Source organism: Halapricum salinum (assembly GCF_004799665.1).
GTDB classification, from domain to species: Archaea; Halobacteriota; Halobacteria; order Halobacteriales; family Haloarculaceae; genus Halapricum; species Halapricum salinum.
In genome coordinates this window covers 377,437-402,340 of the sequence record NZ_CP031310.1, presented here as the reverse complement: position 1 = coordinate 402,340, position 24,904 = coordinate 377,437, and the positions used below count along the sequence as shown (strand labels likewise).

At 64.6% G+C, this 24,904-nt stretch carries 20 protein-coding genes and 1 tRNA gene; 14 read left to right on the top strand and 7 right to left on the bottom strand.

Annotated features, from left to right (window positions below; all coding sequences use genetic code 11):
- Positions 1–30 precede the first annotated feature (30 nt).
- The 3 genes from DV733_RS01910 to DV733_RS01900 all read left to right on the top strand — a co-directional run bounded on the left by DV733_RS01910 (position 31) and on the right by DV733_RS01900 (position 4,964).
- Positions 31–219 carry a hypothetical protein gene (locus DV733_RS01910; RefSeq protein ID WP_049993497.1) on the top strand — a complete coding sequence of 63 codons (189 nt, stop codon included), beginning with the start codon at positions 31–33 and terminating at the stop codon, positions 217–219.
- Between the two features lie 126 nt (positions 220–345).
- On the top strand, positions 346–2,334 hold the full coding sequence (locus tag DV733_RS01905) for a heme-binding protein (RefSeq protein ID WP_049993496.1): 1,989 nt from the start codon (positions 346–348) through the stop codon (positions 2,332–2,334).
- A 122-nt stretch (positions 2,335–2,456) separates the two neighbouring features.
- Entirely contained in the window at positions 2,457–4,964 is a 2,508-nt protein-coding gene (locus DV733_RS01900; RefSeq protein ID WP_049993495.1) for an efflux RND transporter permease subunit, read from the top strand.
- 310 nt (positions 4,965–5,274) lie between these two features.
- On the opposite strand, the gene DV733_RS01895 is transcribed toward DV733_RS01900, so the two are convergent.
- A complete protein-coding gene (locus DV733_RS01895; RefSeq protein ID WP_049993494.1) occupies positions 5,275–5,805 on the bottom strand; it encodes a 50S ribosomal protein L16 in 531 nt (176 codons plus the stop codon).
- 134 nt (positions 5,806–5,939) lie between these two features.
- On the opposite strand from DV733_RS01895, the gene DV733_RS01890 reads away from it, so the two are divergent.
- The 6 genes from DV733_RS01890 to DV733_RS01865 all read left to right on the top strand — a co-directional run bounded on the left by DV733_RS01890 (position 5,940) and on the right by DV733_RS01865 (position 12,310).
- On the top strand, positions 5,940–6,938 hold the full coding sequence (locus DV733_RS01890; RefSeq protein WP_049993493.1) for a glutathione S-transferase family protein: 999 nt from the start codon (positions 5,940–5,942) through the stop codon (positions 6,936–6,938).
- Positions 6,939–7,036: 98 nt separating this feature from the next.
- A complete protein-coding gene (locus tag DV733_RS01885; RefSeq protein WP_049993492.1) occupies positions 7,037–7,561 on the top strand; it encodes a type IV pilin in 525 nt (174 codons plus the stop codon).
- A 130-nt stretch (positions 7,562–7,691) separates the two neighbouring features.
- Positions 7,692–8,813, top strand: coding sequence for a glycosyltransferase family 4 protein (locus tag DV733_RS01880; RefSeq protein WP_049993491.1), 1,122 nt, complete (start codon positions 7,692–7,694; stop codon positions 8,811–8,813).
- Positions 8,804–9,940 (top strand): glycosyltransferase family 4 protein, encoded by a 1,137-nt coding sequence (locus tag DV733_RS01875; protein WP_049993490.1) that lies wholly within the window; start codon positions 8,804–8,806, stop codon positions 9,938–9,940. Before DV733_RS01880 ends, DV733_RS01875 begins: the two co-directional genes overlap by 10 nt.
- A gap of 7 nt (positions 9,941–9,947) precedes the next feature.
- A complete protein-coding gene (locus DV733_RS01870; RefSeq protein WP_049993489.1) occupies positions 9,948–11,036 on the top strand; it encodes a glycosyltransferase family 2 protein in 1,089 nt (362 codons plus the stop codon).
- Complete coding sequence (locus DV733_RS01865; protein WP_049993488.1) at positions 11,033–12,310, top strand: sulfatase; 1,278 nt, start codon at positions 11,033–11,035, stop codon at positions 12,308–12,310. The genes DV733_RS01870 and DV733_RS01865 overlap by 4 nt, the downstream gene beginning before the upstream one ends.
- A 34-nt stretch (positions 12,311–12,344) precedes the next feature.
- Here DV733_RS01865 and DV733_RS01860 read toward each other — a convergent pair whose 3' ends face one another.
- Positions 12,345–14,663 (bottom strand): STT3 domain-containing protein, encoded by a 2,319-nt coding sequence (locus DV733_RS01860; RefSeq protein WP_049993487.1) that lies wholly within the window; start codon positions 14,661–14,663, stop codon positions 12,345–12,347.
- Positions 14,664–14,769: 106 nt separating this feature from the next.
- Here DV733_RS01860 and DV733_RS01855 point away from each other — a divergent pair, with 106 nt between their 5' ends.
- The gene (locus DV733_RS01855; protein WP_161569334.1) at positions 14,770–16,098 is read left to right on the top strand and encodes a glycosyltransferase family 2 protein; all 1,329 of its coding nucleotides are present in this window, start codon (positions 14,770–14,772) and stop codon (positions 16,096–16,098) included.
- Between the two features lie 12 nt (positions 16,099–16,110).
- Here DV733_RS01855 and DV733_RS01850 read toward each other — a convergent pair whose 3' ends face one another.
- Positions 16,111–16,932, bottom strand: coding sequence for an ABC transporter permease (locus DV733_RS01850; protein WP_079979403.1), 822 nt, complete (start codon positions 16,930–16,932; stop codon positions 16,111–16,113).
- Between the two features lie 3 nt (positions 16,933–16,935).
- Positions 16,936–17,892 (bottom strand): extracellular solute-binding protein, encoded by a 957-nt coding sequence (locus DV733_RS01845; protein WP_049993486.1) that lies wholly within the window; start codon positions 17,890–17,892, stop codon positions 16,936–16,938.
- 64 nt (positions 17,893–17,956) lie between these two features.
- On the opposite strand from DV733_RS01845, the gene DV733_RS01840 reads away from it, so the two are divergent.
- Positions 17,957–18,664, top strand: a complete 708-nt coding sequence (locus tag DV733_RS01840) for a TOBE domain-containing protein (RefSeq protein ID WP_049993485.1) — start codon at positions 17,957–17,959, stop codon at positions 18,662–18,664.
- On the opposite strand, the gene DV733_RS01835 is transcribed toward DV733_RS01840, so the two are convergent.
- On the bottom strand, positions 18,630–19,139 hold the full coding sequence (locus tag DV733_RS01835) for a hypothetical protein (protein ID WP_049993484.1): 510 nt from the start codon (positions 19,137–19,139) through the stop codon (positions 18,630–18,632). The genes DV733_RS01840 and DV733_RS01835 overlap by 35 nt on opposite strands.
- Entirely contained in the window at positions 19,132–19,608 is a 477-nt protein-coding gene (locus tag DV733_RS01830; protein WP_049993483.1) for a hypothetical protein, read from the bottom strand. The genes DV733_RS01835 and DV733_RS01830 overlap by 8 nt, the downstream gene beginning before the upstream one ends.
- 75 nt (positions 19,609–19,683) lie before the next feature.
- Between DV733_RS01830 and trmY the strand changes: the two genes are divergently transcribed.
- Complete coding sequence (gene trmY / locus DV733_RS01825) at positions 19,684–20,277, top strand: tRNA (pseudouridine(54)-N(1))-methyltransferase TrmY (protein ID WP_049993482.1); 594 nt, start codon at positions 19,684–19,686, stop codon at positions 20,275–20,277.
- A gap of 328 nt (positions 20,278–20,605) precedes the next feature.
- Here the strand turns inward: trmY and DV733_RS01820 are convergent, their stop codons facing one another.
- On the bottom strand, positions 20,606–21,385 hold the full coding sequence (locus DV733_RS01820; RefSeq protein WP_049993481.1) for a sugar phosphate isomerase/epimerase family protein: 780 nt from the start codon (positions 21,383–21,385) through the stop codon (positions 20,606–20,608).
- A gap of 73 nt (positions 21,386–21,458) precedes the next feature.
- Between DV733_RS01820 and DV733_RS01815 the strand changes: the two genes are divergently transcribed.
- Both DV733_RS01815 and DV733_RS01810 read left to right on the top strand, forming a co-directional pair.
- Positions 21,459–21,531, top strand: a tRNA-Pro gene (locus DV733_RS01815).
- A gap of 529 nt (positions 21,532–22,060) precedes the next feature.
- Entirely contained in the window at positions 22,061–24,844 is a 2,784-nt protein-coding gene (locus tag DV733_RS01810) for an outer membrane protein assembly factor BamB family protein (RefSeq protein ID WP_049993480.1), read from the top strand.
- The last annotated feature ends 60 nt before the right edge of the window (positions 24,845–24,904 follow it).

Genomic DNA, 24,904 nt, shown 5'->3' with positions numbered 1-24,904 from the left:
ATCTTGTCGGATCGGGCACAACCCAGCCGTATGGTGTGGCCTTCCTCGAAGCGCGAAGAGGCAGCCCAGACGGGCGCAGCGATCGGCGCGAAACTCGGCAGCAAAGCCGGCCCGCTCGGGGCCGGGATCGGCGCGGGATTCGGCGGTGCGACAGGATACGTCGCCGGCTCGTTTCTCCCGGGGTGTCCAGCCAAGAAGGTCCTTCCCGACGGCGGCTAGCGTGTCGAGGACGCAGATGGCTATCAGCGAGCGACGGCGATTCCGGTCGCAGAGGAGTGACGAAAGGCGAGAGGCCGAGAGCCACGAAAGGCAAGGTTCCTTACCGTCTCGCCCCAAGCGACGCCCATGACCGGAGAGCGACGCGAAGCACCCCCAACCGAAGAAGGCTGGTACGCACTCCACGACGTTCGAACGATCGACTGGGACGCCTGGGCCGAGGCCCCCCAGCGCACCCGTGACCGCGCCATCGACGAGGGAATCGAGTTCCTGCAGGCTGCGACGACCGTCGAGGACGCCAGTGAGGGCCGCTCGGCCGTCTTCTCGATGCTCGGCCACAAGGGCGACCTCATGATCCTCCATCTGCGCCCGACGATGGCCGATCTCGACGCGCTCGAACGGCGCTTCGAACAGACCGCGCTGGCGCAGTTCACCGAACAGGACCGCTCGTTCGTCTCGGTGACGGAGGCGTCGGGCTACTCCGACCGCGGCCGGGAGTTCATCGAGGGCGACCTGGACGACGACTCGGGACTGGCGAAGTACATGCGCTCGCGCCTCTATCCCGAGATCCCGGAGATGGAGCACGTCTGCTTCTATCCGATGGACAAGCGCCGGGACCCCGAGTACAACTGGTACGACCTCCCCTTCGAGGAGCGCGCGGAACACATGGACGCCCACGGCGAGGTGGGCCGCGAATATGCGGGCAAGGTCACCCAGATGATCACAGGATCGATCGGCCTGGACGACTGGGAGTGGGGCGTGACCCTCTACGCTGACGACATGACCGATGTGAAGGACCTGCTGTACGAGATGCGCTTCGATCCCTCCTCTTCGAAGTTCGCCGAGTTCGGCCCCTTCTGGGTCGGCCGCCGCTTCGACCCCGCCGACCTCGATTCGTTCCTCGAAGGTGAGCGACTGTCGACGCCCTGGGGCGAGGAGAGCGCTGCCCACGGAACAGAGGATCACCCGCCAGCGACGCCCGAAGACGCCGTCGAAGGGGATCACGACACTGCCGAGGACGGGCACTCGCACGGCGAAGGTGGCCACCCACACGGTGAGTCGAAAGCCGACCATCCGCACGGAGACGGCGAAGCTGACGATTCACAGGGAGACGGCGATGACGACAGCGACCACCCGGGCAGCGGCGGCGGTCGCCCGCCGACGACCGACTCTTGGAGTGAAGCCATCGCCGAAGTCGACGACATCGAAACTCGGCTGGGTCGGGCGGGACTCCACGAGGGCGAGGAGTACGAGCCAGAGTCCTACGGCCTTATCTTCGAGACACAGCGCGACGCCGCCGACCTCGTCGACGAAGTCGACGGTCTGCGTTCGAACTTCGATCACTACGACACCCACGTCACGACGACCGTCCGGGCCAGCCAGGGCCAGACCGTCCTGATCAGCGTCTGGGCGAACGACGACGCCGCCCAGACTGCTTCCGGATTCCTGACCGACCTCGACGGGATCGACACCGGTGCGCGCGGGTGGCTCGGTGCGGCTCCCGAGGGGGAGGGCGACGTCACAGATGCGGGTGCAGAGAGCATTCGCGCGGAACTCGCAGATCGAGGGATCTACGCCGGTCAGCCCCACGGCGAGGACGTCTACGCGCTCGTGCTGTACTCGACCGAGGACGTCCGGAAACTGTTCAGCGAGGTCGACGGCCTGCGCTCGAACTTCGAACACTACGATACCCACGTCAAGACCGCCGTCTACGACGACCCCAACAGCGAGACGGCCGCCGTCGTCAGCATCTGGGATACCCGCGACGCCGCCGAGACGGCCAGTGACTTCCTCGAAGACCTGCCCCAAATCGTCCGCAAAGCCGGCGAGGGCGATGGCTTCGGCACGATGGGCATGTTCTACACCGTCAAGCCAGACTATCGCGAGGAGTTCGTCGAGACCTTCGACGTCGTGGGCGGAAAACTCGCGGAGATGGACGGCCACCGCGAGACCGCGCTGCTGGTCAACGAGGAAGACGACAACGACATGTTCATCGCCTCGCGCTGGGACGGAAAGGAGGACGCGATGGCCTTCTTCCGCTCCGAAGACTTTCGCGACACTGTCCAGTGGGGCCGGGAAGTGCTGGCGGACACGCCGCGGCACGTCTTTCTGGCCTGAAACGCCGCGGAAGCGCGTTCTCGACCGACGAGCCTATATATACCTTTTCCCCGAATTCTGGGGTGGTAACTCGGTGGGGGTTTATACGGGGTTCGTGTGTGAAGTGGCTGCTAGACCAACCAATGATACGCGAGTCGTTATCCAGAACAGTCGACTTCGTCACGGAGCACAACCGCCTGACGCTGGCGTTGATGCTGGTGCTCACGGGGATCGTCGTGATCGGTGGGCTTCCCCAGTTGGACACCGAGAGCCAGGCCGGTGCCGACGCCGAGGCGTTCCAGGATCTCGAACCGATCGATAAGGCGAACTACATCGCGGACAACTACGAGCGCTCCGAGAACGAGACGAACCAGACGCTCGCGACAGTCTACGTCCGAGATTCGGACGGCAACGTCCTCTCGAAGGCCTCACTGCTGGAGAGCCTCCGCTATCAGCAGGACATCCTGGCCAACGAGTCGGTCGCCGCGGCACTCCGACCCGAGGGAATCGTCGACATCGCGAACATGGTCGCCGTTCGCGCGGCCGACGAACAGAACCCGACGCTCGACGAGCAAATCGAGGCGCTCGAAACCGCGAGCGCGGCCGACGTCGAACAGGTAGTGGGGGAGACGCTGGAGAATCCACAGGCGCTCCGACTGTTGCCGTCCGGTCACGACTCCTCGAGTACGACTGCGACCGACCGCCGCATGCTGGTGTCACTCGACGGGACTGCCGTCGACGAGAGCGTCGAGACTGCGCTGTACGAGGCCGCACAGGATCGCTCTGGGGCCGGGTTCTTCGTGTTAAATCAGCCAGCCTACAACGCGTACAACAGCCACTTCTTCACCGAGATGGCGTTTCTCGTCCTGCCGTTCGCGCTCGTGTTGATCCTGGGAGTGCTGGCGTTCACCTATCGTGATCTGGTCGACATCGTCGTCGGGATGGTCGGTGTCTTGCTCTCGATCATGTGGATGTTCGGCCTGCTCGGGTGGCTCGGCGTCGCTGCGGGCGTGATCAGCATCGTCCCGGTCGTCCTCGTGACGGGGCTGAGTATCGACTTCGGCTTCCACGTGTTCAACAGATACCGTGAACAGCGCGGCGAGGACGAGGACATCCGCGAGCCGATGAACCGAAGCGTGAAACTCGTCGCGACGGCGCTGATTCTCGTCACGGCAACTGCGGCGATCGGATTCATGTCGAACGTCGTCAACCCGCTGAATCAGATTCGCGACCTCGGGATCGCGATCACGCTCGGTGTGGCCGCAGCACTGTTGATCTTCGTCACGATCGTTCCGGCGCTGAAGATCAGTATCGACGGGCTGTTCGAACGGCTCGGCTGGAGTCGACGCAAGCAGGCACTCGGCCACGGTCGGTTCCTGCGACCTGCACTCTCGAAGACGGTCACGCTCGCTCGGCGCGGCGCACCCGCGGTGCTTGTCGTCGCGCTCGTCGCCGGTGCGATCGGTGGCTTCGCCTGGACCGGTCTGGCCCAGGAGAGCTATCAACAGCCCGACGGCGAAGTCGCCGAGTGGAAACAGCAGTTGCCCGATCCGGTCGGCTGGGAGAAACACCCCGTCGCCGAGCAGCTGAACCACGTCCAGGAAACCTATCAACCGGCGACCGCCGACGCCGCGATCCAGGAACGAATCCTGATCGAAGGGGACGTCACCAGTGACGGGACACTCACCGATCTCCAGGCAGGTGTCGAGACGATACGAGATCGGGGCGTCCTCGTCGACCAGCCGGGCGTCCGGGCCGTCGAGTCACCCGTGACGGCGATGGCCGCGCTCGCCCAGCGCAACTCGGAGTTCGAGACGGTGTTCGACGACGCCGACACCGACGGCGATGGCGTCCCTGACAGGAACCTCCGAGAGGTCTACGACGCCTTCTACGCCGCCGACAGCGATCTCGCCAGTCGAGTGATCGAGCGCACGGACGGCGACTATCGCTCGCTGCTGGTGCGGTTCGCGGTCGACGCGGACTTTACCGACCCTGACAGCGTTGTCGCGAACTTCGAGGACGGGGCGGCACAGATGGAAGGCTCCAGTGACCGGACTGCGACGCCGGCCGGGAGTCTCGCGATCAACGCGGCCGTTCTGGACGAGATCGTCGGTGGCATCCTCCTCACGATGGCGCTCGCGCTGGCGGCGATCGCGTTCACGATGGCCGTGGTCTTCCGAGTCATGCACGGTAGTGCCACGCTCGGACTCGTCGTCGCGGTCCCCATCGCACTCGTGCTGGGGACAGTCATCGGAGGGATGTACCTCCTGGGGATCCCGCTGACGCTGCTGACGGCCTTGCTGATGAGTCTCGTCATCGGGCTGGGCGTCGACTACAACATCCACATCGGCGATCGCTTCGCCGACGAACTCCGCGAGGGCAAGACGACCTTCGAGGCCCTGGACGCCGCGGTCACCGGGACCGGCGGCGCGCTACTGGGGAGCACGCTGACCTCCGCGGGCGCGTTCGCGACGCTGGCGCTCGTCCCACAGGCTCAGATCGTGAGTTTCAGCTCGATCGTCGTGATCGCGCTGCTCTCGTCGTTCCTGGTGAGTCTGCTCGTCCTCCCGAGTCTGCTGGTGCTGTGGGATCGCTACAGTCCTGAGGCAGTGACGGAAGCGCCGACGGGCGAGGCGATGCCACAGGACTGATCGTCCTCCACAGACGACAACGTTGCCGTTTCTCAGGCCTCCCACGATTACGGTGGCCGTAAGTGCGTGTCGCGGTATCGCCGCGACCGCACGAACCGGGGAAGGGCAGGCCTGCCGCTCGCGAACTCGCGAGCGGCTACGAAAAGCGCAGGCGTTGCCCAGATGCGCCGCGCCACAGCCGTGGCGCGTGCGCTGGCGGACCTGGTGGAATACTAAGGGCGAGTGGCGCGCGCCAGCGCGCCAGGAGGGCTTAGGCGATCAGTAGCTCTTCGCCGCGCTCTTCGACCGGTGACAGCAGATTTCTGATTGCCTACGCAATCAGAAGCTGCTCTCCCCGCTCGACCTTGATCCGGCACGAGGGAGTGATCTTGTTGTAGGCACGGCGGAAGGCTTCCTTGACGGCGTCAGCCTGGTCGACGTCACAGTAGGCGGTAAAGACGCGCTCGCCCTTCTGGATGCGGGCGGCGGTACCGACGATCTTCCCGAAGGCCTGTCGCATCCCGTCGGATACACGGTCGGCCCCGGCACCGGTCGCCTGCTTGTTCTCGCGGATGACCTGGTGAGGGAACTTCCGGAGGACCATCTTGTAGTTGCCCTCGCCGAGTTCCTTGATCAGGTGACGGTTGGCCGACAGGCGCGAGGCTTCCATCGAGCCGTGGCGCAACTGGACCTCTTCTTCGACGATGAGGCTGATCTGGACGGGGTAGTCGTCCGGATCTTTGTTCTTGTCGCCCATCTGGTGCTGTGCGATCTTCGAACCGGGGATTCCGGTGATGTACTCGCGCCGGGTGTACGACGGCTTGTCGATGTCCCGGTACATCGAGGCTGGTTTGTCCGACATAGGTTACTCTTGGCGGATACGTAGCCGAGCGCCCCAATAAGGGCTTCGAACCCGGGCGGTCGAGTGGGTCGGATTCACACGGTTACATCCGGGTCACTGGCGTCCTTTTGGGGGTGGCAGCCCAAGAGAGGGATATGAACATGCTCGTCGACGGCGAGTGGCGAACAGACGCCTTCGAGACGACCGACGAGGGAGGGGCGTTCCAGCGCCAGGAGACCACCTTCCGCGACCAAATCGAGGACGATCCCGACGCGCGATTCCAGCCCGAAGCTGGGCGCTATCATCTGTACGTCTCCTACGCGTGTCCGTGGGCCCACCGGACGCTGCTGGCCCGGTCGCTGCTGGGACTGGAAGACGCGATCAGCGTCGACGTGGTCGACCCCTTCCGCGACGAGGATGGCTGGCAGTTCAGCTCCGAGAAGGAGGGCTGCACCGAGGACTCGCTGTACGGCAGCGACTATCTCCGGGAACTGTACGTCGAGGCCGATCCCGACGCGACCTGTCGCGTGACCGTTCCAGTCCTGTGGGACACCAAAGAAGAGACGATCGTCAACAACGAATCGAAAGAGATCCTGCGGATGCTTTCGACCGAGTTCGGTGACGTCGCAGAGCGCGACGTCGACCTCTATCCCGAGGGCTACCAGGATGACGTCGACGCGATCATCGAGGCGATCTACGAGCCGATCAACAACGGTGTCTACCGCGCGGGCTTTGCCGACACGCAGGAGGCCTACGACGAGGCCGTCGAGGAGTTGTTCGACGCGCTAGATCACTGGGACTCCGTCCTCGAAGACCAGCGGTATCTCGCGGGCGATCGGCTGACTGAGGCGGACATCTGCATGTTCACGACGCTCGTGCGCTTCGACGAGGTCTATCACACGCACTTCATGTGCAATCACAACCTCGTTCGAGAGTACGACAACCTCTGGCCGTATCTGCGCGATCTCTACCAAACTCCCGGCGTCGCCGAGACGGTCGACATGGACCACATCAAGGAGCACTACTACACGACTCATCCCGACGTCAGCCCCAAACGGATCGTCCCGAAAGGCCCCGATCCGGACTTCGAAGCCGAGCACGATCGGGCGGAACTGCCTGGCGGGCCGCCCGAAGCGCTCCTGGCGCTGGCGTGATAGTGACTGCTGTTCCTATTTTCACCTGCTGACACAGTTTACAGGCTGCGAAAAAACTCGGGTGGGTATTTGTTGGTGGACCGCAGACAGAGGAACGAATGGAGTACATGCAGCAGCTACGGAACGGGGACGAACGGGGTGTCAGCCCGGTCATCGGGGTGATTCTGATGGTCGCGATCGTCGTGATACTGGCAGCGGTCGCTGCCGTCTTTCTCACCGGATTCGCCGACGAGGACGTGCAGAACGCGCCGTCGTTCGGGTCCGACACTGACTACGAACTCTCTGAGCGCGGTCACATCACCTCGGTTACGATCTCTCACGCCTCCGGCGATACTATCGAGGCCTCGAAACTCTCACTCGAAGTCACCGGTGCGCAAGCTGTCGCCCCTGACGGGACCAGCACGGATGTCGAATACACTGGAAATTCGCTCGCGGCAGTCGGGACTGACCTCTCTGCGGGCGACGAGATCCTGCTGAGCAAATCCAAGTTCACGAAGACAAGCGGAACATTCGGACCCAACGAAGAGCTCGATCTCTCGAATGCGATCGTCAGAGTCGTCTGGACGAAAGGGCCCGAGCAGTCGAACGTGATCTTCGTGTGGGACGGCGAGGAACACGCTTGAGGCTGCCGGCAGTGTGACGCTTCGTGTTCTCACTCTTCGGAAACGTCACTGCTATGTCCGTCCGCTCAGACTGTGAACTATTCCAACAGGACCGCGTCGAAACCCGGCCCCGTCTCCGCGGTCGATACACGTGGCCCTGCGGTGGACGCTATCGAAACTGACGATGAACTGTCTGGTACTCACTCCGCATCGATACGGCATCAGGGCGGTGGCGACCGCCGTCGCCAGTCAGTGGGAAGCCAGTGGTCACGACGTCGAGTATCGTCTCGGTGACGGGGAGCCGGCCCAGATCGCCGGAGTGACCGTGGGTGTACCGGGGATCGCTCGATGGTGGTACACACAGCTTCGCGACCTCGCGCGCGGCGGTGAGGACTACGATCTCGTCTGGATGCACCAGCCACTCTCGCCGTCTGTTCCCGACGCCTCCTTCTGGAAACGGACGCTCGTGACCGTTCACACCACGGAGACGGCGGAGTACCGACTGGCGCGAGCGGGCGTCTACCCTCGCAGGAGACTCCCGTATCTCTGGGCGACGAGCCGTCTCGAACGCTGGTTTCACCGACGGCTCGACTCGATAAATCACGCCGGGCCGACCTACACGGTCGTCGCGCCGCACCTGCGGGAGGAACTGGATACCCTCGGCGTGGGGAGGGCGGCCCACGTGACCAACGGCCGTCCCGAACCCAGCATCGACGAGGATCTGGAAAGTGCGGCCGACTCGATCCGCGCGGACGTTGGCGCCCCGGCGGACGCGACCCTCGTGTTCGCACTCGGCAGTCAGACGCCACAGAAACGACCGGTCGTGTGTGCGGAGCGACTGAGCGACGCCTGTGCGGCGATTCCGGACCTGCATGCGGTGATCGCCGGTGACGGGCCGCTGCACGGCGAGGTTCGACGGGCAGCGACCCACCCCCGGGTCCACGTTCGCGGACACGTCGACGAGCGCGAGAAGTGGGCGTGGTACTCCGCGGCTGACGCCTTCCTCAGTCTCTCGGTCTACGAGGGGCTGCCCATGGCGACACTGGAGGCACTCGCGAGCGGGACGCCGGTAATTCTCTCGGATATCTCCGCCCACCGGCACGTCCTGGCGGCGTACGACGGCTGTGGCGAACTCTTGAGCGATACGGCCGACCTCGCGAGTGCAATCCGCCGGCAGGCAGATCGAACGGTGTCGCCGGCGATTCCGTCGTGGGAGACCGTCGCTGGACAGTATCTCGACGTCCACGCAGGGAGGGACGAGTCGTGGACGTAGCCCAGGTGACCCACTGCTATCGGCCGTCGATCGGCGGTATCGAGAACTACGTTCACCGACTAACCGAGTCCGCGCGAGCGAACGGTCACACTGTGACGACGTACACGACCGACCTGAGCACGAGAAACGACGACAGCCCGCTGACGACAGCGTCGGACGTCTACTACTGCGAGACGACGGCGTCGCTACTGCGGAATCCACTGTCGCTCGAACTACACAGGCGAGTGCGATCCAGCGACCACGATCTCTATCACCTCCACAGCCCGTGGTTTCTGTCGACACTGTCGGCCGCACACGCCATCCCAGAAGACGCCCCGGTCGTGATGACCGTCCACGGGGCGAACATCAAGGCCACGGGACCGCTCGTCCGTGGGCTCGACCTCGCATATCGGCCGCTTGCCGGGTACGTCTTCGAACGCGTTGATCACACGATCGCACTGGGCGTGCCCGAGCGACAATACCTCCTCGACCGCTTCGACCTCCAGCCGTCGGCCGTCTCCGTCGTTCCGAACGGAATCTATCCCGAGACGTTCGCCGTCTCGGACGCGACACTGGCGCAGTTTCGCGAGCGATACCGACTCGACCCGGATGTCCCGACGCTCCTGTACGTGAGTCGCCTGACTCCCGAGAAGAACCCTCGGCGCTTCGTCGACGCAATCGTCGATCACCTGCCGGATCGAGAGCTGCAGGCGCTGGTGGTTGGAACGGGCAAACAGTCGGTCCTCGACGACCTCCGAAATCGGGCCGACGATCGGACCCAGTTCCTGTCGAACCTCCCGTTCGAGGAGTTGCAAGCGGCCTACCAGGCCGCCACGGTCTTCGCGTTCCTCGGGACGTGGGAAGGGCTTCCGACCGTCGTTCTGGAGGCGATGGCCGCCGGTACCCCCGTCGTGGCGACCGAGGTCGGGGCGATTCCCGACGCAGTCGAACAGGGGACGAACGGACGACTCCTGCCCGAATCGCCCGAGCCACGGCGCGTTGCCGAGTCGATCGAACACTACCTGGACCGTCCGGACGAGCGCGCGGCCGTCGCCCGGCGGAACCGCGAGCGGATCGAACAGCGGTTCCACTGGGACGACGTGGCCCGTTCGATACTCGACATTTACAAGACCGTCGCCGACGAGTGACAATCCAATGGATGGACGACGGGGTGAGAATGCTGTGGAAAGCCCGACTGGGGTGAACGAGGACTCGGAGCAACCGCTGGTGAGTGTCGTGATCCCGACCTACGACCGGCCCTCGTACTTGCCGGGCGCGATCGAGACGGCCCTCGGGCAGACGTACGATCCCGTCGAAGTCGTCGTCGTCGACGACGGCTCGGAGACCGACGCGGCCGCGGACATCGTCGACAAGTACGCCGATCGGTCGACGCGAGTCTCACTCCAGCGTCACGAGGAAAACCGGGGTCTGTCTGCGGCCCGGAACACCGGAATCGAAGCCTCATCCGGCGATTTCGTCGCGTTCCTGGACGACGACGACCGCTGGCACGAGCGGAAACTCCACCACCAACTGGCGGCGTTCGACCGCTGTGACGACGACGTCGGCGTCGTCAGTTCCTTGCTCTCGTCGGTCTCGCCGACGGGTGACCTCCTCCGGGCCGAGCGTTCGAAGCCGACGGGCGACCTCCGCGAGGCGCTGTGTCGGCGAAACGTCGTCGGCTCACCGTCGCGGATCGTCGTCCGGCGGGCCTGCCTGGAGGATGTCGGCGGGTTCGACGAGTCCCTGGCGGCCAAACAGGACTGGGATCTGTACCTTCGAATTGCCGAGAATTGGCGCTTCGAGACGCTCCAGGAGGTACTCTGTTACCGGACGATCCACGACGACGCCCTCTCTCGCGATCCCGCGACTGCGGCGCGCGACCTCACGGCCGTCAGAGAGAAACACGAGTCGACGATTCGGGATCGCGGCTGCTGGAACGCCTCGATGGCCAGCCACCACTGGACGGTCGGCCTCGCCGCTCTATTCGAGGGATCACGGCGTACCGGGCGGCGCCACGTTCGCCAGTCCTTCGAGCGCGAGCCGACCGCTGGCCGCTTGCTCGTCTACGCCAGCACGTTCGTCCCGGGTGCGTTCGGCGTGGTAGTCGCGCTGAAACGCTGGGGTGAGCGCGCCCTCCTGGCGGACGACCGCGCACGGCCGTCCTCGGCCAACGTCCCCGGCACGAACGATGTCGGACAAGGACAGCGGCCGATCCCACAGCGCGACCGGGGTGAGCGAGCGTGACCCGGCCGAACCTCGTCCTCCTGACCGTCGACGCCCTCCGGGCGGATCACCTCTCCGCGAGAGGATACGACCGACCGACAACACCCGAAATCGATCGATTCGCCGAGGCGAACCTCGACTACACACAGGCCTACGCCGTGAGCACGCAGACGCGGGAGGCTGCACCGCCGATCGTCACCGGGCGCTGGCCGGAAGCGTTCGCGGCCAACGGCTATCGCCAACTCGACGATCCCCTTCCGTCTCGCCTCCGGGAGGCGGGCTATCGAACGGGCGCGTTCCACTCGAATCCGTTTCTCTCCCGGGCGTACGGGTACGACCAGGGGTTCGAAGCGTTCTTCGACGACCTGTATCTCGGTAGCAACCGCCTGCTGGCGCTCGCCCAGAAGGCGCTCGAAAAGTACGTCTTCGATCGCGGGGAGTACTACGCCCGCGCCCCGGAGGTCAACGAGCGCGCCCTCTCCTGGATCGACTCGGGAGACGACGAACCGTTCTTCTGCTGGAATCACTACATGGACGTCCACGGTCCCTACCACCCGCCGGCAGAGCGGTTTGCGGATCGATCGCTGTCGGCCAGCGAATCCGAATCGCTGTTCAGGCGGAGCTGGAACGCCCCCGAGACGCTCACCGACGAGCAGCGGACGCTTCTGGCGGACGCCTACGACGACGAACTCAGATGTCTCGACGCCGAAATCGGGGTGTTTCTGGACGCCCTCGACGACAGGGATCTGCTCTCGGAGTCACTGGTCGTCCTCACGGCCGACCACGGTGAACTCCTCGGCGAAGACGGGCTCTTCTCGCATCCGCGGCGTCTCCGCGAGGAACTGCTGCACGTCCCGCTGTTCGTCTCGACGCCCGAGGGTGCGACCGCGACCTTCGAGTCGCCAGTGAGCACGCTCGACGTCGCGCCGACGCTGGCCGAGAGCGTCGGCCTGTCGCGGAACGCGATGGCCGGAACGTCGCTGCTGGACGACGGCGTACCCAGGCGCGTCGATCCGGACCGGTGCGTGTTCGCGAGCGTCGCGGTCGAACGCGATCAGGGCGTCCGTCGATTCGCCGTGCGCACGGCCGAGTCTTCACTCCGTCAAGAGCGTGCGACCGAGACGGGCGAACTGCTGGCCGAGACGCAGGACGGATCTGACGACGATTACGATTCGCTCAGGACGGTGCTCGACGAGTTCGTCGCCGACCGATTGGGCCAACTCGACGGGGAGACGCCTCGGGTGGAAGTCGGGTCCGAGATCAAGTCCCGGCTGGAGTCGCTCGGCTATCGATAGCCGGCGAGAACAGATCACCGAGAGTGCAGTCGTCTCACCCGGCCGCGACGCAACCGGACTCACTGCAGCGAATCGTCCGATTGCCGACGCGGTACTGGCCCTCGTAGGGGACGGTGAGCGCGTAGTGGCCGCTCTCGTTCGTCGTCGCCGTGTGTCGATACGGGAACGATCGATCCCCGACGGTGACGGACGCCCGGATCGGCAGCGTCGACTCCGCCGGCCCCGTGCCCGTGATCCGGTAGCCCTCGACGAGTCGATAGATAGCGATCCGGTCGCCGGGCCGGAGGGTGACGAGCCGGTAGTGAGATGTCGTCAGCGAGGGCGTCGCGTCGAGTGGTCGGGCCAGCGCGGCTTCGACCGTTCCGGACGGCGCGTTCACGTTGGGTGCGGACAGGACGATCAAGCCAGTGTTGGTGTGCAACCGTTGATACCAGCCCGTCGGATCCTGGCTGGCAAGCATCCGGCTGTAGTCCCGGGAGTACCGCCCCGGTTCCCACCGCGACGTCGAGAAGTAGTTGTAGACCCGGACCCGATCCCACACTGCGAGGACGGTGTCCTCGGGATAGGTCAGGTTCTCTGCCGCGGTGTACTCCTCGAGCCACGTGCCCGTCTCGTAGGTCGAATCCTCGATCCGGAGTTCCTGAACGCTGAGGGGAGCTTGCACGAAACAGAGACCGCCGACGAGCACGAACAGGACGACGACCAGGGCGGCCGTCCGGGGCTCGGGAATTTCGATCCCTCGGCGTGGGTGCGTGCCCGGCGGTTCGAACAGCGGGATCGGTCGAGCGAGATCGAGCCAGGCGGTCGCGTGGACGAACGACAGCCCCGAAAGCAGTGCGACGAACGGGGCCAGAACGACGGTAAACCGGAGCTGAACCACAGCGAACCCCAGGAAGTACCAGCCGTACACGACGATCACGAGCCAGCCCGGCTCGCTGTCGCGGTACGTGCGGAACGTGAGCCAGCCCAGTACCGGAATCGCGAGGAAAAACAGCAGTCCGAACAGGAAGATCGGCGCGGCGATCGATCCGTGTTCGGCGCTGAACATCGAGGCGGTCTCGGCGATGTTTCGAGTTCCTGTCGTCTCGAAGTACCTGACGAATCCCGAGAGCGGGCCGGCCAGCGGTGGCACGACGAGCACGGCGGCGAGACCGACACCGCCGAGGACTCCTTCGGCGAGGACGAACCGGCGCGTCGACCAGCCGAATCGACTCGCGACGTCTGCGAGGCCGACGAGCATGGCGGCACCCAGACAGAGCAGCGCTGGCGCGACCGCTCGAAACAGCGGGAGCCATCCCAGCAGGACGTGGGCGGCGACGGTCAGGAGGCCACCCAGACCGAATCCCGCGAGCAGCCCGGTGCTGGCTCGCAGTGGGGACCGACCGGCGCGAACGTCGTCGACGACGATGGCGGCGGCGGACAGGCCGAGCGGGGCGAGTAAGATCGGTGCGCCTCGCCAGGCCATCGTCTGGGCCGCGATAGAGACGCCAAGTGCGGTCGCAGCCCCCCAGTTCGTCCGGCCGTCGCGTCGCTGTTGCGCGAGGACGACCAGCGCGAGCGTGATCGATAGCAGCCAGAGCAGGTCGAAGCCGTCGTGATCGCCGAAACCTAGCGACGTACGGACGGCGTGTGTCGGCGTGATCGCGAGAAAGAGGACGGACGCGATACCGACTCGTCGGTCGGCCGTGAGTTCGACAGCGAGGAGATAGAGGAGGATGCCGCCGACGACGGCGGCGACGACCGGGTACCACGCCAGCACCGTCGCGGTTTCGACTCCGAGCAGGCTCGCGCTCCACCAGAGCACGACCACGAAGAGGACGTCGCTCTCGGCGATCGCGGGTGGTAACGATCCGAGGTCGAACAACCCCACCGACTCCAGCCGCAACACCTCGACGTGGCGCCAGTAGGCGTAGGGGTCGTTACTCGTGAGAACGACGTCGCCGTTTCGAAAGACCGACCCGAAGCCGAATCCGGCCCTGATTGCCACCAGACACGCGAGCGCAACGACCAGCGCCAGGCCGGCACGCCGATCGATCGAGGGGCGAACCGCTCGGAGGCGATCGGTGACCTTCGCGACCCGATTCTCGGGGTCGGCCGAACGGTCTGGATCTGCGTCGGCTGCCTCGTCCTCGATGGCTGCCTGGATCGCCGCGCGATCTGCGAGCCGATAGCCCTCGGCCGCCTCCTCGACGAGACCGCGAGAGACGACTTCGCCGAAGGTGCCGGAGTCCAGCGGGACGTCGTCGAACGTCCAGGGACCGTCTGCGTCCACGGCGAGCAATGCCCGGAATTCTGGCTCCAGTTCCGGTCGCTCGGCGAGTAGGGACTCCGTAACCCCCCGCAGATCGTCCATACGCCACCTTTCGCGGATGTTGTCATTAAACCATCGGGATTCCATGTTCGCCGAGAATGGTTTTCGATCCGAAACTTTTCTACCGGGGCCCGTCGAAGGGGGTGTCATGGGTTGGCAGGGAACCGAGCGCGGTGACGGTCGGGACCGGGGTCGGAGACTCGGCCACGGTGGTGCGACGGTTGGCATGGGGGCCCAGGCCAGTGACGGCGTGGTCGGACTCGTCGCGACGGCGGACAACGCGGAGGCACTCGTCAGATCGATCCTCCGGGCCCGTCGACACGGCTTCGACGTCCTGGTCACTCACGCCGGCGCCGGGGAGTTGGAGAGCGTCGCGTTCGCCCGGCAGCTGGACGTCCGGATCGTGGACTCGGACACTCGTGGTCACGATGTCGATGCCCTCCATCGCGAGCTCTCGGCGGCGGCCCGAGCGTTGGGATACACGACGGTCGTTCTCCAGACGCCCGCGTGTCCGCGAATCGATTACGAAGCGATGGTCGACAGGCGTGCCGAAGGCGTCGTCGAGGCAGTCCCCGAATCGGCGGCGGAACCAGCCGTTCTTGTCGGGATCCCTGCCTACGACGAGGCGGCGACGATCGGGTCGGTCGTCGAGTCGGCCTGTGAGTACGCCGACGGGGTGCTCGTCGTCTCCGACGGGAGCAGCGACGGGACGGCCAGACGAGCCCGACAGGCCGGCGCAACGGTACTCGAACACGACCGCAACCGCGGCTACGGGGCGGCGTTGCAGACGCTGTTCGCGGCCGCTGCCGATCGCGGTGCGGACCACCTCGTCGTCCTCGACGGGGACGGCCAGCACGCGGCCGCGGAGATTCCGTCGCTGGTCGAGACCCAGCGCGAGACGGACGCCGAGGTTGTCGTCGGCAACCGATTTCACGACGGCGCACGCGGGGAGATCCCGCTGTATCGCAGGGTCGGAATCGCGACGATCAACGCCATGACGAACCTGAGTCTGGGGGCGATCACGGCTCGCGAACGACTTTCGGACACGCAGAGCGGATTTCGAGCCTACGACCGCTGTGCGATCGCATCACTCGCGGCGGCCGATCTGAGCGACGGGATGGACGCGAGCACCGACATCCTCTATCACGCCAGCGATCGCGGCTACACCGTCGAGGAAGTCGACACCACCGTCACCTACGACGTCGACGACGCCAACAGCCGACACCCGCTCAGACACGGGCTGACGCTCGTCCACAGCGTTCTCACGACGGTCGAGCAACGCCATCCGGTCCTGTCGCTCGGTGTCCCGGGCGTGGTGAGCGTCGCGCTGGGCATCGGCGTCGGACTGTGGGCGCTCCAGGCGACCGCGCCGGGTGGCACGATTCTGTACGCGTTCGTCGCGATGGCGATTTTCCTGGCCGGGATTCTCTCGTGTTTCACAGCGATCATTCTCCACGCCCTCCAGCGGTCACGGTGATTCGAGATTCGCTCATCGGGTCAGCGTCGGCGTCCGGCCGAGCGCCTGCAGCGCGAACACGACCGAAAACCCGATTAGCGCCAGGAGGACGACCAGCGGAACGGTCGCGTCGAGTCCCTGCGAGCCGAACGCGACCCAGATCTGGACCGGCATGGTGTGGGGGTGGTAGGCGACCAGCATCGTCGCTCCGAACTCGCCCACGGCGCGGGCAAACGTCAGGACGATCCCGGCGAGGATACTGTTCCGCGCCAGCGGCACCGAGACGTTCCAGAAGGTCCCGACCGGGCTACTGCCGAGACTCCGGGCGGCCTCTTCGAGCTGGTCGTCGATGCCCGCAAAGCCGGCGCGGGACGTGATCACGACGAACGGCGAGGCGACGAACGTCTGGGCGAGGACGATCCCGACGTAACTGTCGGTGAGTCTGATCCCGACCGAGCGGGCGAACGACCCAACGGGCGTGAGCGATCCGAAGCCAGTCAGCAACAGCAAGCCGGCGACGACCGGTGGGAGTACCAGCGGGACGATCACCAGCGCCTCGACGACTGACTTGCCGCGGAACGACGAGCGAGCGAGAACGTACGCCAGCGGGACGCCGAACACGGTCGCGAGTACCGTCGCGACGGGCGCGGTCGTCAGCGAGTACCGCACCGCAGACAGCGTCGCAGGGTCGGTCGCCGCCGCCGAATCGAAGCCGTCGAGTCGCCAGAGGAACGCCACGAACGGATAGCAGACGTAGACGAACAGCACGGCACCGAGGATCACGAACGGCGTCCGACCGGACAGCCAGCCACCACGGTTGGCGACGACTCGGTTCCGCGACTCGGATGTCGACACGGGTCACTCTCCTCCGTCGAGGACGCGTCGAATCTCCGTCGGCGGCCGTCCGTGCTGTCGGGGCAGCGTCTCGGGGACGACCAGCCCCATCTCTCGAAGCAAGTCGGGATTGGACAGCAGAAACTCGACGAACGCTCGGCCGGCTTCGGGTCGGTCCGCGGTCCCTGGGACGGCCGCGGCGTAGTTGATCGACCGGCCCTCGATTGTCTTCCCCTGGTCGGTCGTGTACGTCGCGCTCGCGTAGTGGTCCGCGTAACCGGGATCGGCGAAGTTCAGTTCCGGGGGGAGGTCGACGAACGGCAGCCCGTGGTCGATGGCCATATTGCGGTAGCAGAACGCTGCCGGTCGACTCCCGCTCTCGATTCCCGCGAGCAGGTGTGACTCCCTGGCGGCGACGACGCTGTTGTCCCGGAGGACTGCCGCAAGTTCGGGCTGGTCGTAGTACCGTGACGCGAGGTCGAACAGCATGATCGTGCGGTAGCCCAGCGGATCGAGGTCCGGGTCGGTTCGGCCGATTTCGACTTCGCTGTCGGACAGGACACGATACCACGGCTGGCCGGCCTCCAGTCGCCGTCCGACGCTCGTCTCGGGCGCGTAGGCGATCCCGAGTTCGTTGGCCGCGAACGTGACGTCCCACGAGACGCGCTCCGAGATCGACGGCTCTCTGAGCAGGCCCGGATCGGCCACGACGAGCACGTCAGGAGTCTTCTGGTCGGCTTCGACCAAGCGGACGATCGCGTTCGATCCGCGGTACTCTCCGCGATAGTCGTACGCCGAAGCCTCGGCGAAGGCCGGCCCGATTTTCCCGTCGAACGCCCCCACCAGACTGCCGGCTGCGAGTACGTCGACGGCCGGCCGGCCACCGAAGAGACCAGGAGCCGTCCCGGCGACGACACAGCCGCCCAGCGCCACAGCCCCGCCGGCGGCCAGGAACGCTCGTCGCGACCGTTGTTTCGACATAGACATAACGACGTTGTGTCGGTACAGACATAACCGTTATCCCGAATCCCACCGAGTGAGACGTATGGGCAGTCACGGGAGCGCGGGCGAGGCTGACGCTGATTTCGAGGCGCGACTGTACGCCGAGGGCGTCGCGTTCGACGCCGATGACGCGGCGTTGCTGGAAGCGATCGCGGATGCAGGATCGCTCAACGCCGCCGCGGCGTCACTGGATCGATCGTATTCTCGCGCACACAAGCGTCTGAGCGCGCTCGAAGGCGCCTTCGGCTCGCTGGTCGAGCGCCAGCGCGGCGGCAGCGGCGGTGGTGGAAGCCGACTCACACCGCTGGCCGAGTCGTTGCTCGGGCAGTTCGAGCGATTGCGCGCAGAGTTCTCGGGCGTCGCCGAGACGGAGACGACGGTCCTCGATGGCACAGTGCTGGAGCGGGACGGTGAACTCGGCGTCGTCGAGACGGCAGCTGGCGAACTCCGGGCACTCGTTCCTGCAGGTGTGGACGACGTCCAGGTGTCGATCCGAGCGGACGCCGTGACGCTGCAGGCCCCGGACTCGACGCCGCTCGCAGACGCGACCAGCGCCCGGAATCGACTCGTCGGGGTCGTCAGCACGGTCGAGATGGGCGAGTCGGTCGCCACGGTCGATATCGACGTCGGCGCCGAGACTGGCCTGACGTGTCTGGTGACGCGGCGGAGCGTCGATCTGCTCGGGCTTGCACCGGGCGTCGAGGTCGTTGCCTCCCTCAAGGCGACGACGATCCGGGCGATTCCTCGATGACGAATCGATCGACGGCGAAGATACCCGCTGCGAGCGCCGCCGTCACGACCAGTACGCGCGGATCGGCTGAGACGAACAATCCTGGCGTCGGTGGTCGCCACCAGACGGGATAGAGATAGAACCCCGCCCGACCATCGGCGAAGATGCGCAGCCCGTCGACGAACAGGCCGACGAATCCACCAGTGAGCACGAGTGGGTACACGCGTCGCCAGTGCCGTCGCGCAAACGCTAGCGTGACGATCGCCGAGACGAGGACAACCCCACCAAGAGAGCCCAGTGGGGCGTACGTGAATGGCACGCCAACGGCCTGCTCGACCGTCCGGGCGTCGAGCAAGAGATCGATCCTCGTCAAGTCCGGGATCACGGTCCCCGCGAGTGCGAGGACGATCCAGCGCTCGTCGAGCCAGTCGATCCACCAGCGTATCACCGTCAGCAGACTGTAGGTGACGAGGATTGTGCTCAGGAGATCAGCCATCCCCTCTCACCTCCAGGGTCCAGGCGTCGGTATCGAGCCGCCAGTGTCGGACGAAGAGGAGCGCGACCACCAGTGCGCCGACCGCGGAGACGCCGTACTTGTACAGGCCCGCGTCGCCACTTTCGGTGACGACGACGATTCGGACGGGGTCGACCGTTCGGTCGGGGTCGAGGATCCCGTAGACCTGTACGACACCGCCGGGATCGACCGCGATGTCGTTCTCGGGAACCGTCATCTCGAACGAGCCAGCGTCGGACTGGACGGTCATCACGAACTGGCTGTCGCCGATGGATTCGACGGTCCCGAACAGTAGCGCCCGTTCACCGACGTACTCTTCGTACGCCTCGCGGAGTTGCTCTTCGTCCGGGTAGGGGTCGTGATCGTCCTCGACTGCCTCGTAGTGGACGCCTACCCCGAACAGGCTGACGGCCAACAGCGCGCCGACTCCGAGGCGTACCCACAGGTCCATACCGCTCGCTCTCCCGGCTCGCTCTTTTCGATTGCGAATCGACACCGGGAAATCCGCCTGGCGATAGAAGCAGATATGCGCCAGTTCCTCGTCATCGGTCACGAGGCCCCCTCGACGCCCGAGGTCCCGCTGGACGCCCTCGCCAGCGAGGCCGGGCGGCTAGACCTCCTCGCCCGCACGGTCAACGCCGCGCTGCTCGAAAGCCACGGCATCCGCGAGGACGCCCGGATCCATCTCGTCCTCGACGACGTCACCGTCAGCATCGACGGCGCGACAGTGCGAAACCTCCACCCTGACGAACGATCGATCGCTGCCCTGATCCGCACCGCCCTGGAGGCCCGAGCGGACGCTATCGGGCACATGCCGGCCGAACCCGCTCCCGGGGTCGAACTCTACCGCATGGGCTTCGAGGCGTCCCTCGAGAGGCTGGCTGCGGAGGGGTCGATCGTCCAACTCCACGAGGACGGCGATCCAGTTGCCGAGATCGAACCGCCCGAGAACCCGATCTTCGTGCTCTCGGATCACCGGGACTTCACGGACTCGGAGGCCGCGTCGCTCGAAGACCGCACCGAGTATCGCCTTCGGCTCGGGCCACGGGCCTTGCACGCCGACCACGCGATCTCCGTCACGCACAACTGGCTCGATACCGACGGCTACGCGAGTTACTGAACTCATAGTGGTTGCTGTAGGTCTGTTCCGGATCGATCGGTTGGAGCGGTGCGATCGGACCGGTAAATCGCTACAGCAACCACTATCAGTCCAGTCGCCAGACGTCCGACGCCGATCGAAGCCTGTCGAGGCAGGACTCACAAAGCGCTAATTCTAACTCTCGAATCTCCTGTTCGCGTTCAAACGCGAGCGAATACTGCCCTGTAGAGGTTTTCCCACAGTGCACACATCTTGTCACACACGTAACTATTCGTCACGCCGATATAGGTATTGTTAGAGCAGTGTCATCAGGTGTCAGACTGGCGTTTTCGAACCGCAGGCCGTCGTTTCAGGGCGATTCGAGCCCGTCGACTTCCCGGCGGAGGGTGTTTGCGCTCAGCCCGACGTACTCGTAGCTCGGGGTGAACACCTCGATGGAGAGCGTGGCGTCCTCGAGTGGGTCCAGAATCCGCCCGAAGTCCAGAAAGCCCGAGCCGACCGGGACGTGTTCGTCGGCCTGTTTCCGGGTGTCGTTGACGTGGATGTGTGAGATCCGGTCGGCGTTCGACGCGACGAATTCGGCCTGGGCTGCTGAGTCGAAACCCTCGATGTAGGCGTGGCCGGTGTCGAAGGTCATCGAGCAGTCGGTTTCTTCGAACAGGCGCTCGAAATCGTCGAGGCCGAACCACTCCCCGGGGACGTTTTCGACGCAGAGTTCGACGCCGAACTCCGCGGCGACGACCTGGAGTTCCGACAGTGAATCGAGAATGTGGGACTTGATCGTCTCCTCGTCCCAGGCCGGTCGCCAGGCGTCGCTGCTGGCGTGGACGACCGCCTTCTCGGCGTCGAGGTCGGCTGCGGTTTCGATGGCCGCCGAGAGTTCGCGAATCGCCCCCTCGCGGACGTGCTCGGAGGGCGAGCCGATGTCGAGGCAAAAAGGGAGGTGGACCGCGAGATCGAGATCTGTGTCGTCCGCGGCCGCGCGGACAGCGTCGGTATCGAGATCCGAGCGTTCGTGGTGGCCGTCGAGCATGAGTTCGACGTAGTCCAGTTCCATGGCCGCCGCGGCCGGGAGGGCGTCGCTATAGTGCATCGTGGTCTGTGTGACGAAACCGAGATCGAGTGCCATATCGTGTGCAATCGCGCCACAGTGGTGGGGCTTTCGCAATCGTTAAAGGGTCGACCCGCCTTCGTTCACGTGCGGGCCGGTGGGGTAGCTTGGTATCCTTCGGCCTTCGGGTGGCCGTAACCGCGATTCGAATTCGCGCCGGCCCACTACCTTTCCCGCACTCAACGAACACCGAGCGACAGCGAGGTGTGACGAGTGCGGGAAGTCGTTCACCCGCGGGAATTCGAGCAGGGAAGTCGCAGCGCGAACGGAGTGAGCGACCGTCTTCCCGTGTTCGACATTCGCGCCGGCCCACTACCTTTCCCGCATTCCACTTCTTCGAGCACCGCGTAGCGTGTGCAAGGATCCCTGAATGCGGGAAGTCGTTCACCCGAGCGAATTCGAAGTCGACCAGAGGCAGCCCGCACAGTGAGCGACCGTCTTGCGCTGGTTCGACCGATCTGCGCCGGCCCACTTTTGACGCAACACGAAGAGCGGTGCGTGGTTGATTATTCCTCATAGGATTGTGTTAGGGCGTCCACCCATTTCGAAATTGATCTCGTCATAATAGAATACGGCTCTGGGCACGTGCCGGAAAACCGATAGTGCCGTTGCATTAACCACTCCGGAATCACAACCCACTTCCTCTGTGATCTTACACGTAACATTTATTGACATATTCTCCAAAGCCAAGCCATGGTCAGCTTAAACCGCCGTTCAGTTCTCAAGTTAAGTGCACTTGCGACCGGCGGGTTTGCCGGGGCGGCGAGTACGTCGTCTGGGGCGACAGCGGCTAGTGACGCAACCTGGCCCGGGTTCCAGTACGATTCGGCTAATACGGGCTACGTCGCGAACGGACCGACGCCGACGAGTGGGCTCTCCGTGGAGCGAACCTACGAAGTAGCCAACCAGTCGCAAGGATCGCCGGTCATCGCCGACGGGAAACTGTTCGTTACTACGAGCGAGCGCAGTGAATCCAACGTTCCCCCAAAATTCTACGCGTTCGATCTCGCCGACGGGTCTGTCGTCTGGACGTATGAAGGGGCGTTGGAGGAAACTTACTCACTCCCGGTTTCGCCGATATTGGCCCACGACGGACTCGTGTATATGATCGAAGAAGGCATCGGTCACCTCAGAGCCCTCGATCAGGACACGGGAGAGCACGCGTGGGCAGCCGAAGTCGGACGTCGATCCATCGTTCACGAACCACTGAACGACGTGATCTTCTGTTCCGGATACGGTTTAGACGCGAAGACGGGAGAGACACGCTGGCACACTGACCATTTTCCCGTACGCAGTGCTGCGTTCGCGGCGGGAAGTGGTGCCATCTACTACGAGGAAAGTAAACCCGACAGTAACCAACAATATTTGACAGCAATCTCGTCGGCCGACGGCGAGCTGTTGTGGCAGTATGAAGCAAGCTGGTGGGGGTCTCCCACTGCAACGGCAGACGCCGTATACGCCCCGAAAGACGGTCGACGCGTCGCCGCCTACGATCCCGCAGACGGGACAGAATTGTGGACGTCGAAAGAGTTGGGATACGAGTTCCTCGCGTCTGTGGCCGTCAAAGACGACACGGTGTTCGCGTCGTACGATACGGTGATCGCACTCGACGCGAGCGACGGCTCGGTCCGCTGGGAGACGAACGTCGAAGGACAGTATTCGTCGTATCCAACACCGGTGGTAGTCGACGACGTTGTCTACGTCCCCCGAGACCCTGGGATCGTCGCACTCGATGCCCGAGACGGCACGGTCCTCACTCGTTTTGAGATGTCCTCGGGGGAGACGATCGCTGTGGGCGACGACGCGCTCTACACCGGACAGCGACACATCCATCGGGTGACTGGAACGGGAGGCGGAGAAGCGAACCTCGTTCTGGAGATGACAGGTGACACGGCCGAGGCGGGCGGGGAGGCGACGATCGACTACATCCTGACGAATCGAGGCAGTGCCGAGGCGACTGGCCTGCAAGGATACGTTTACCGTCCTTCGAGCGATTGGACGATCGAGGAGGCGGGAGCGTTCACGACGCTCGGGGCGGGCGAGACGGCGACGGCCAGTGTCACGCTTGCCGTGCCGACAGACGCCCGTGGGGAGTACACGTTCGACGGGACTGTCGAGAGCGAATCTGGATCGAGCGCGACTGCGCGTTGCACGGTCACCGTCGAGCCGGCAAACGAGACTCCAGAGGCGGCGTTCTCGTACGAGCCGTCCGAACCGGTGGTCGGAGAAGAAGTGACCTTCGACGCGGCGGCGGCCTCGGACCCGGACGGGACTATCGTGCAGTACAGTTGGGAGTTCGACGACGGCTCCGCCGATGCGGACGGTGTCACCACGACTCGGACGTTCGACAGTCCCGGGGACTACGCAGTGACCCTGACCGTCACGGACGGCGAGGGGGCGACGGCGTCAGTCACGAAAACCGTCACCGTCGAACAGACACCCTTCGGGAGGTGGAAAGAGGCCCATCTCGAGACGGCGACCCGTCTCGACGAGCTGGCCGTGTCTAACTTCGGAGCCGCCGAGCGAGCCAGTGCAGCTAACGAAGCTTACACAACCGCTGTCGACGACGGACGACTCAGTCGTACCGACGCAACCGAGGCAGTCCAGCGTCTCGACAGGGGGCTTGGAATCACGGAAGACGTCTTCGAGTATACTACCGACGCTCCGGAACTATCCACCAACGAGTTCGACCTCATCGGAGAGATGGCAAGGCCGGTGCTCGACACGACGCTGGAGCTTGCCATGACGGCGATATCGATCGGAAAGAAATTGGCGAAAGGAGCCGGGTTGGGGACAAAAAACGTCCTGAAGGTCGCTAAGTCGAAGGCATTTGACGCGATGACCTCGCTTCTGTCGGCTGCTTTCGGAAATACCGTCGACGTGGCCTCAGAGGTCAAGACGAAGGGCGACACGATCGTCTCGAAGCTCCAAGAGGGGGTGTACGAGACTGTCGATCAGATGCTCGAGTTCAAAGAACAACTCCTGGACGAACTTGTCGAGTCTGTCTCAGCGAGCCTCCAGTACGCCATGGAACAATCGTTGCTATTCTCTCCAGTGGTGTCGGAAGTGTATCCAGACGGGACCGGTGTTTCCCTGACAGACGGACTGGCAGTGTTCTACGCCAGGCTATCGGCCGATCCAGTCGCCAATGCCGGACTCGACGGGACGATGGCCGGGGCGTCGACCGCGGCGTCGGACGCCTCCGCGAGCATCCAGAGCGAGGCCGAAGATACACAGGCGCTGATCGCGGACGCGAAAGAGTTTAACGAAGAATACAGCCTCTCTACTGCCATCTACGATCTGTTTGAAACTCCCGATAGCGATGACATTGTCCAGACGTTAGTTTCGGCAGTCCTGTTTCTCGCTGGTGGTGTCGTCGATGCATTTTCGACTGGTGGTGGATACGGGGCTCTGGTGAAGATCAGCGTCACACATCATCTTGGTCTCTGGGGGATACAGGCAGGTGACCCGTTGTGACGGACTACAGGACTGACACGGCTTCGGCATTTGTCCGGTACAGGCGATCGCTCGAGTCTG

Excerpts from the sequence above, each read along its gene's own strand:
- DV733_RS01840 (WP_049993485.1), top strand. The coding sequence starts at position 17,957 with ATGGGCAGTCACGGGAGCGCGGGCGAGGCTGACGCTGATTTCGAGGCG.
- DV733_RS01860 (WP_049993487.1), bottom strand. The coding sequence starts at position 14,663 with ATGGACGATCTGCGGGGGGTTACGGAGTCCCTACTCGCCGAGCGACCG.
- DV733_RS01895 (WP_049993494.1), bottom strand. The coding sequence starts at position 5,805 with ATGTCGGACAAACCAGCCTCGATGTACCGGGACATCGACAAGCCGTCG.
- DV733_RS01830 (WP_049993483.1), bottom strand. The coding sequence starts at position 19,608 with ATGGACCTGTGGGTACGCCTCGGAGTCGGCGCGCTGTTGGCCGTCAGC.
- DV733_RS01885 (WP_049993492.1), top strand. The coding sequence starts at position 7,037 with ATGGAGTACATGCAGCAGCTACGGAACGGGGACGAACGGGGTGTCAGC.
- DV733_RS01905 (WP_049993496.1), top strand. The coding sequence starts at position 346 with ATGACCGGAGAGCGACGCGAAGCACCCCCAACCGAAGAAGGCTGGTAC.
- DV733_RS01835 (WP_049993484.1), bottom strand. The coding sequence starts at position 19,139 with ATGGCTGATCTCCTGAGCACAATCCTCGTCACCTACAGTCTGCTGACG.
- DV733_RS01890 (WP_049993493.1), top strand. The coding sequence starts at position 5,940 with ATGAACATGCTCGTCGACGGCGAGTGGCGAACAGACGCCTTCGAGACG.
- trmY (WP_049993482.1), top strand. The coding sequence starts at position 19,684 with ATGCGCCAGTTCCTCGTCATCGGTCACGAGGCCCCCTCGACGCCCGAG.
- DV733_RS01810 (WP_049993480.1), top strand. The coding sequence starts at position 22,061 with ATGGTCAGCTTAAACCGCCGTTCAGTTCTCAAGTTAAGTGCACTTGCG.
- DV733_RS01845 (WP_049993486.1), bottom strand. The coding sequence starts at position 17,892 with ATGTCGAAACAACGGTCGCGACGAGCGTTCCTGGCCGCCGGCGGGGCT.
- DV733_RS01820 (WP_049993481.1), bottom strand. The coding sequence starts at position 21,385 with ATGGCACTCGATCTCGGTTTCGTCACACAGACCACGATGCACTATAGC.
- DV733_RS01870 (WP_049993489.1), top strand. The coding sequence starts at position 9,948 with ATGGATGGACGACGGGGTGAGAATGCTGTGGAAAGCCCGACTGGGGTG.
- DV733_RS01900 (WP_049993495.1), top strand. The coding sequence starts at position 2,457 with ATGATACGCGAGTCGTTATCCAGAACAGTCGACTTCGTCACGGAGCAC.
- DV733_RS01910 (WP_049993497.1), top strand. The coding sequence starts at position 31 with ATGGTGTGGCCTTCCTCGAAGCGCGAAGAGGCAGCCCAGACGGGCGCA.
- DV733_RS01855 (WP_161569334.1), top strand. The coding sequence starts at position 14,770 with ATGGGTTGGCAGGGAACCGAGCGCGGTGACGGTCGGGACCGGGGTCGG.